This is a genomic window from Enterococcus sp. 3H8_DIV0648, from assembly GCF_002140655.1.
GTDB classification, from domain to species: domain Bacteria; phylum Bacillota; class Bacilli; order Lactobacillales; family Enterococcaceae; genus Enterococcus_A; species Enterococcus_A hulanensis.
In genome coordinates, this window is sequence record NZ_NGLG01000001.1 from 2,819,996 (window position 1) to 2,826,436 (window position 6,441).

Consider the following 6,441-nt stretch of genomic DNA (forward strand, 5'->3'; position numbering starts at 1 on the left):
GAATGGCTGGAATCGTTATCGGACTTGCCCCAGCATTAGGACCTACCCTTTCTGGTTGGATTATTGATCATTATACTTGGCGCGATCTTTTCGGCATGGTGATCCCTATTGTCATTTTAGTTTTAGTACTAGCTACCTTTTTAATGAAAAGTGTTATTCAATTGTCTAACCCTAGTATTGATATCTTATCTGCTTTATTATCAACAATTGGTTTTGGCAGCTTGTTATATGGTTTCTCTTCTGTTGGTAATGACGGTTGGGGTAGTGCTAAAGTTATTGGATTTTTAGTCGTTGGTGTTGCCGTTATCGGCTTATTCGTATGGCGGCAGTTACATCTAGAGCATCCATTTTTAGAACTACGGGTATTTAAGTCACCAATTTTTACAATTGCGGCAATTTTAAGTGGTGTGGTTAATATGGCGATGGTTGGTGCCGAAATGGTTCTTCCTTTATACATTCAAAATATTCGTGGGGAATCAGCTTTCCACTCTGGTTTAATGTTATTACCAGGTGCCTTAATTATGGGGTTAATGATGCCTATTACGGGAGCAATCTTTGATAAGCATGGGGCAAAACGTTTAGCAATTAGTGGGATGTTAATCTTAACAGCGGCTACTTTACCTTTCGCATTTTTAACTTCTGAAACACCAATTGCTATGATCGTAATCTTATACGCAATGCGGATGTTCGGCATTTCAATGGTCATGATGCCTGTCACTACTTCAGGTATGAACGCCTTACCAATGAATTTGATCAGTCATGGTACGGCTGTAAACAACACCTTCCGTCAAGTTGCAAGTTCCATCGGAACAGCCATATTGATTAGCGTGCTTACTAATGTTACGAAAGATAATTTACCAGCAGCACATTTGCTAAAAACTTTACCACTATCATATAAGAATCAAGCAATCAGTGCTACATTATCTGGTTATCATGCAGCCTTCTATGTTGCAGTAATATTTGGTGTTGTTGGCTTTATCATTACATTTTTCTTAAAAGCCAATCAAAAAGCTGAAGGAGGTCTAGCAAAATGATTTTCGCTATCACAATTATCAGTGTATTAGCTTTTGCACTAACTAATATTTTTGCAAAAAAAACTTGGCAAACATTTCTTTCAGTAATTTTTGCAGCTATCTTCTTAATCAGTTTAGGTTTCATTACTGCTAATGATCACTATCACTACGGTATGAAAAAAGTTACCGAGACCACGACTCAGACACTGACTTCTACGGCTGATAATAAAAACATGAATATGTTGCTCTATCAACCTCTTGGTGATGGCACAGAAAAGATTTACTTATACAAAACAAATGAATCACAGAAAAAACCAAAAACAACCGGAACAGATCATGTCACCAACACTGTAAAAAAAGATCAAACAAAAACACAGTTACGTACAGATAAAACATATTGGGTCTATAAAAATGATACTGCCAAATTCTGGTTTGGACTTTCTAGTAAAAATCATCAACTAATCAATGAAAAAAATACTTTCAATATTCAAAAAGATTGGCTCGTTTTAAGTACGGATCAAGCAAAAAAATTAGCTAAATTAGCAACTGAAAACAAAGCTACTATGGAAAGCGAAGCTAAAAACTTTGTTCAAGAAAAAGTTAAAGCTGCTATAATACAAAATCCATCAATGGATCAAACAACACAGCAAAAAGTAATTCAACAAGCTACAAAAGAATATCAACAACAAGCAATGACAAAATTGATTGCTATAGCAACAAAATAGCTAAAAAAAATGAGACAAAGTTCAAATGAACCTTGTCTCATTTTTTGCTATCTACGCGGTGCAGTTGCTAAACTGCTGATAATTCCAAAACGTTTTTTCAAGTAATATCGTAACGCTAATGCAAGAGCTGATAAAACAACCATAAGCATCGGGTCAAGAACAGGATTCAATGCCGGCGGTAATAATGCTGCTCCATTGAATACTAAAAACCACACAATTGTAACTGAGACTAACATAAGAATTGTCTTCCAAGTTTTTGGTTTTTTCGATTTATCTGCCCCAGGTTGTTCAAACTGGTAGACAAATAGGTACATCATGTAAAACACTAGTCCACCGACAGCAGAGGCTACGAGTAATGTTGTTAGACCATAAGTAACAGTTGGTGTTCCACGTGAAACAAACAATCCCATAATCCCAGCAACAATTCCTAATAGACCAAATAGCAATAAGAAATTGTCTAACCACATCAATGAAGCAGTAGTTGATTTTTTCTGTTCAGCCGGCTTATTAACAATTGCATCCAACCGCTCTGAAACAGTACCAAATAATTGTCTTGCTGTTTTTCCGGATTTCTGTTCTTCAACTAAAATTGGCAGCATCTCATTTAAGGCTACGATGGTTTGTTCATCCGTCAAGTTCGCTGCTTTTAAAGATTTTTTCAAGTCAAAAATGTATTGCTCGTTACGCTTAGTCAGCTTCTCTTCAAGTTGAACATTTTCTGCTTGCAACGTTTGTAACTTTTCTGGTTCCATTGTTTCTTTCCTCCCTAAACGTTGAAACGGAACAACATTACATCGCCGTCTTGTACGACATAATCTTTTCCTTCTAATCTGACACGGCCAGCCTCTTTTGCTGCGTGCATACTGCCATATTTATTTAAATCTTCAAAAGATACTGTCTCAGCTCGAATAAATCCACGTTCAAAGTCTGTATGGATGATTCCAGCCGCTTGAGGTGCTTTCGTCCCCTTTCGGAACGTCCAAGCACGAACTTCTTGTTCGCCTGCAGTAAAGTAAGTCGCTAAACCTAACAAGTCATATGCTGTGCGAATTAACTGATCTAGCCCAGATTCTTCTATTCCCATAGCTTCTAGAAATTCTGCTTTGTCTTCATCTTCCAGTTCAGCAATTTCTTCTTCCGCTTCAGCACAAACAACGATTACTTCAGAATGTTCACTAGCTGCAAAATTACGCACAGTTTGCACGTATTCATTGTCATCTGGACTAGCAACTGTATCCTCATCGACATTTGCCACGTAAAGAACAGGTTTACTTGTTAGTAAGAACAATCCTCTTACGATTTTTTGTTCTTCTTCTGTAAATTCAATTGTTCTAGCGGATTGGCCTTCCTCTAAAACAGGTTTTAGCTTATCCAATACGGCTAATTCTGCAACTGCATTCTTTTCTTTCGTTTTCGCTACCTTTGCTACACGAGCATAGCGTTTATTGATCGAATCTAAGTCAGCTAAAACTAACTCTAAGTTAATCGTTTCTATGTCTTCTAATGGATCAACTCGACCCTCAACATGCGTAATATTTTCATTGTCAAAACAACGCACCACATGACAAATTGCATCAACTTGACGGATATGACTCAAGAATTGGTTTCCTAATCCTTCTCCTTTACTAGCACCTTTCACAATGCCCGCAATATCGGTAAATTCAAAGGTTGTTGGAACTGTCTTTTTAGGGTGTACCAACTCAGTTAGACGTTCTAAACGCCAATCAGGTACTTCTACCATTCCAACATTGGGATCAATTGTCGCGAAAGGATAGTTAGCAGCCTCTGCACCTGCTTTAGTAATTGCATTAAATAATGTAGATTTACCAACATTGGGCAATCCTACGATTCCGGCTGTTAAGGCCATGGTTTACTTCACTCTTTCTCTACTAAGGAATTATTCTTGAGTCAAATCTTTTTTCTTCTCAAGGATTTTTTTCATTTTCTTTTCAAAATCGCGGCGTGTCATCATAACGATATGTCCGCAATTTACACATTTGATTTTGATATCCGCACCCATACGAATGATCTCCCAGCGATTTGTCTGGCAGGCATGCGGTTTCTTCATCTCAACGATATCACCTAAATCATACATCTGGCAAACCCCCATATTCATTCTTTTTAGATACTATTCATCTATGATTCATCAAAATGTATATTCAAAATATCTAAGATACGAGTAAGGTCAGATGGAGAGAGGTATTCAATCGAAATTTTTCCTTTTCCGTCTTTTTCAACAATCTCAACACCTGTTCCGAATTTATCCATCAGACGATCTTCACTTTCCCGTAAATAATAAGGTTTTTCCTTGGTTAAACGAGGACCGTTTTTCTTGTCTTTTGCTTTACCTTCATTATATTCGTTAACAATCTGTTCTAATTGACGAACCGTCAAGCTTTCTTTTACCGCACGATTTGCTAATTTCAAGATTTGATCTTTTTTCTTCAAGCCTAACAACGTACGAGCTTGTCCCATTGACAAACGTTCATCTTGCACCATTTCTTTAACTAATTTAGGCAAGGTCAATAGGCGTAAATAATTAGCGATGTATGGACGGCTTTTTCCTAAACGATTGGCCACATCAGCTTGCGTTAGTTTTAGATTTTTCATTAACATCTCATAGGCTTCAGCTTCTTCCAACGGATTCAGATCTTCCCGTTGTAAGTTTTCCAATACTGCAATCTGCATCATCGCTTCCTCATCAAACTCACGAATGATGGCAGGAATTGTTTCTTTCCCTGCTAGTTTAGAAGCTCGGAAACGGCGTTCACCAGCTATTAACTCATACCCTTTAACCGCTGACTTTCTTACAATGATTGGTTGAAAAACTCCAGATTGTTCAATTGAATTAGCCAATTCTTGCAAAGTGGTTTCATCAAATGATTTCCGTGGTTGATAGGGATTGGGACGTAGATCACTTAAAGGAATCTCGACCACTTGATCCTTCTTCATATCCACTTCTTCTATCTCAGAAAGATCTTGAAATAGAGCATCGATACCGCGACCTAATCCTTTATTTTTGCTCACGAACTAACACTTCCTTTGCTAGAGCTTGATAGACTTCAGCACCTTTTGAGCGTGGATCATAATCAATGATTGGCTTCCCGTGACTAGGTGCTTCAGATAAACGGACATTTCTCGGAATAATCGTATCGTAAACTTTTTCTTGGAAATAGCGGCGGACTTCTTCTACAACTTCCGCACCCAAATTTGTGCGAGCGTCGTACATAGTTAACAGTACGCCTTCTATTTCTAAACCTGGATTGAAATGTTTTTGTACCAAACGAACAGTATTCAAAAGCTGGCTCAATCCTTCCAATGCATAATACTCACATTGAACTGGAATCAAGATCGCATCGCTGGCAGTAAAAGCATTAATCGTTAAGTGGCCTAATGATGGCGGACAATCCACCAAAATAAAGTCATACTCATCACTGACTTCTGCTAAGGCGCTCTTTAAACGTGATTCTCGTGCCATCATAGAAGTTAATTCGATTTCTGCACCAGCTAATTGCAAAGTAGCTGGGACAATTGATAAGTTTTCCCGTGAGGTTTTAATAATTGTCTCTTTAATTGGAACTTCATTGACTAAAACGTCGTAAATATCTTGTTTCACATCAGGCTTGCGTACACCTAAGCCGCTTGTAGCATTTCCCTGAGCATCGCTATCGATCAACAAGACTTTCTTACCATCATACGCTAAGCACGCACCCAAATTGACAGTCGTCGTCGTTTTACCAACACCGCCTTTTTGGTTTGCAACAGATATGATCCGTGCCATCTAATTTCCTCCTAGTTCCTACTAAAAAATTTATTTCCCTAAAGGAAAATAATTTATAATATCCATTTAATTATTTTAAAGGTTGCTTATTCGGCAGACCAGCTTTACGTGGATATTTTTTTGGTGTTTCTTTCTTCTTTTGCACTGTAATGATATGACGTGTATCTCCATTTGGCAATGAAACATCTTCGGCATTAATCAGCTTGCCGCCTAATAGTGCGATCGCTTGTTTTGCTTCAGCTAATTCTTCTTCACTTTTTGCTGCTTTTAGGGCAAAGAAATACCCTTCCTTTTCAACTAAAGGCAAACAAAGTTCCGTCAAAACATTCAATCGAGCTACTGCCCGAGCAGTCACAAAATTAAATGCTTGCCGAAATTCAGGGTTTTGTCCAAATGTTTCTGCTCTATCATGATAAAGATGCACACCATCTAATTGCAATTCATTTACCAGTGTTGTTAAAAAAGTAATTCGTTTATTCAAAGAATCGACGATTGTAACCTCTAATTCTGGAAAAACGATTTTTAACGGCAAACTAGGAAAACCGGCACCTGATCCTACATCACACAGATTTCCTTCTGGTTTGAAGGTATCCGAGAAAGCTAATGTAATCGAATCATAAAAATGTTTCAAATAAACTTCCTTATGCTCTGTAATTGCAGTGAGATTCATCTTTTGGTTCCATTCAACCAATAAATGAAAATACGTCGCAAATTGATCCATCTGTCTGGTTGACAGTTCAATCCCTTGCTTACCTAATTCCACTTGAAATTCTTCTGGTGTCATAAAAAATCCTTTCATTTTCGTGAAACAGCAAAATGTTTCACAGACTATCCTATACTTTAACGTATTATTGCCTTACATGCAATGGTTTACGTATGTTTCACACAGAGATTAAGAAAGGTTTAATCCCATTTTTTATTC

8 protein-coding genes are annotated in these 6,441 nt (G+C 37.6%); 2 read left to right on the forward strand and 6 right to left on the reverse strand.

Going from position 1 to position 6,441, the window contains the following annotated elements; all coding sequences use genetic code 11:
• Together A5875_RS12970 and A5875_RS12975 are read left to right on the forward strand one after the other, a co-directional pair.
• On the forward strand, positions 1 to 1,034 hold a 1,034-nt coding region (locus tag A5875_RS12970), incomplete at its 5' end, for an MFS transporter (RefSeq protein ID WP_088933981.1).
• The gene (locus A5875_RS12975) at positions 1,031 to 1,738 is read left to right on the forward strand and encodes a DUF4811 domain-containing protein (RefSeq protein ID WP_088933982.1); all 708 of its coding nucleotides are present in this window, start codon (positions 1,031 to 1,033) and stop codon (positions 1,736 to 1,738) included. The genes A5875_RS12970 and A5875_RS12975, both read left to right, overlap by 4 nt.
• Before the next feature lie 47 nt (positions 1,739 to 1,785).
• Here A5875_RS12975 and A5875_RS12980 read toward each other — a convergent pair whose 3' ends face one another.
• The 6 genes from A5875_RS12980 to rsmG form a co-directional block, all read right to left on the reverse strand.
• Positions 1,786 to 2,490, reverse strand: coding sequence for a DUF1129 domain-containing protein (locus A5875_RS12980; RefSeq protein WP_088933983.1), 705 nt, complete (start codon positions 2,488 to 2,490; stop codon positions 1,786 to 1,788).
• 14 nt (positions 2,491 to 2,504) lie between these two features.
• Positions 2,505 to 3,605: a redox-regulated ATPase YchF gene (ychF, locus tag A5875_RS12985; protein ID WP_088933984.1), complete on the reverse strand. Its 1,101-nt coding sequence runs from the start codon at positions 3,603 to 3,605 to the stop codon at positions 2,505 to 2,507.
• 30 nt (positions 3,606 to 3,635) lie between these two features.
• Positions 3,636 to 3,833, reverse strand: coding sequence for a DUF951 domain-containing protein (locus A5875_RS12990; RefSeq protein ID WP_088933985.1), 198 nt, complete (start codon positions 3,831 to 3,833; stop codon positions 3,636 to 3,638).
• A gap of 41 nt (positions 3,834 to 3,874) precedes the next feature.
• Positions 3,875 to 4,765 (reverse strand): ParB/RepB/Spo0J family partition protein, encoded by an 891-nt coding sequence (locus tag A5875_RS12995; protein WP_088933986.1) that lies wholly within the window; start codon positions 4,763 to 4,765, stop codon positions 3,875 to 3,877.
• Entirely contained in the window at positions 4,752 to 5,519 is a 768-nt protein-coding gene (locus tag A5875_RS13000) for a ParA family protein (RefSeq protein ID WP_010747430.1), read from the reverse strand. The genes A5875_RS12995 and A5875_RS13000 overlap by 14 nt, the downstream gene beginning before the upstream one ends.
• 70 nt (positions 5,520 to 5,589) lie before the next feature.
• Positions 5,590 to 6,303 (reverse strand): 16S rRNA (guanine(527)-N(7))-methyltransferase RsmG, encoded by a 714-nt coding sequence (rsmG, locus tag A5875_RS13005; RefSeq protein ID WP_088933987.1) that lies wholly within the window; start codon positions 6,301 to 6,303, stop codon positions 5,590 to 5,592.
• Positions 6,304 to 6,441 lie beyond the last annotated feature (138 nt).

Excerpts from the sequence above, each read along its gene's own strand:
- A5875_RS12975 (WP_088933982.1), top strand. The coding sequence starts at position 1,031 with ATGATTTTCGCTATCACAATTATCAGTGTATTAGCTTTTGCACTAACT.
- A5875_RS12980 (WP_088933983.1), bottom strand. The coding sequence starts at position 2,490 with ATGGAACCAGAAAAGTTACAAACGTTGCAAGCAGAAAATGTTCAACTT.
- ychF (WP_088933984.1), bottom strand. The coding sequence starts at position 3,605 with ATGGCCTTAACAGCCGGAATCGTAGGATTGCCCAATGTTGGTAAATCT.
- A5875_RS12990 (WP_088933985.1), bottom strand. The coding sequence starts at position 3,833 with ATGTATGATTTAGGTGATATCGTTGAGATGAAGAAACCGCATGCCTGC.
- A5875_RS13000 (WP_010747430.1), bottom strand. The coding sequence starts at position 5,519 with ATGGCACGGATCATATCTGTTGCAAACCAAAAAGGCGGTGTTGGTAAA.
- rsmG (WP_088933987.1), bottom strand. The coding sequence starts at position 6,303 with ATGACACCAGAAGAATTTCAAGTGGAATTAGGTAAGCAAGGGATTGAA.